Raw genomic sequence first — 514 nt, 5'->3', positions numbered from 1 at the left:
CCGGTTTCGGCTGGGCCGCGCTGGAGTGGGAAAGGGAAGCGGCTGCTGGGCCGGACTCGGTTTCCAGCCGGGTTTCGGCCCAGTACCGGATAGGAATTAGGAAAATCCTTTTCTTTTTCAAATCTTTTTATAATTTGCAAACTAATTTGAATTCAATTCAAATTTGAATTTCGACGACTTCTACTCGCAAAATAAAATATAAGAACACTTCACCAACCAAGGAAAAATTATGCATCGGCATGAAATGCAACAATCAAATATTTATTTAGGTATATATATTATAGAATATTATTTCTTTTGAAAAAATCAGGGTGTTACAAACCTACCCCCTTAAAATGAATCTCATCCCCGAGATTCGGACGGATCAGAAAAGAAACCTGGAAACTCTGCCTTTAATTCTTCTCTTTCCCATGTAGCTTCTTCCTCGGTGTGGTGACTCCATTGCACTTTGTACATATTGATCTTCTTGTTTCGCGCAACTCTCTCGGTCATTTCTAAAATCTTGACAGGGTAC

1 protein-coding gene is annotated in these 514 nt (G+C 40.1%); it reads right to left on the bottom strand.

Features of this window, described 5'->3' with window-relative positions:
• Positions 1-342: 342 nt before the first annotated feature.
• Complete coding sequence (locus tag ACQY5W_RS13600) at positions 343-492, bottom strand: hypothetical protein (RefSeq protein ID WP_428025504.1); 150 nt, start codon at positions 490-492, stop codon at positions 343-345.
• Between the last annotated feature and the right edge of the window lie 22 nt (positions 493-514).

The organism is Arcobacter sp., assembly GCF_050300555.1.
Classification (GTDB): domain Bacteria; phylum Campylobacterota; class Campylobacteria; order Campylobacterales; family Arcobacteraceae; genus Arcobacter.
Note: the sequence above shows the minus strand (reverse complement) of the source record. Positions and strands in the feature narration are given on the sequence as shown.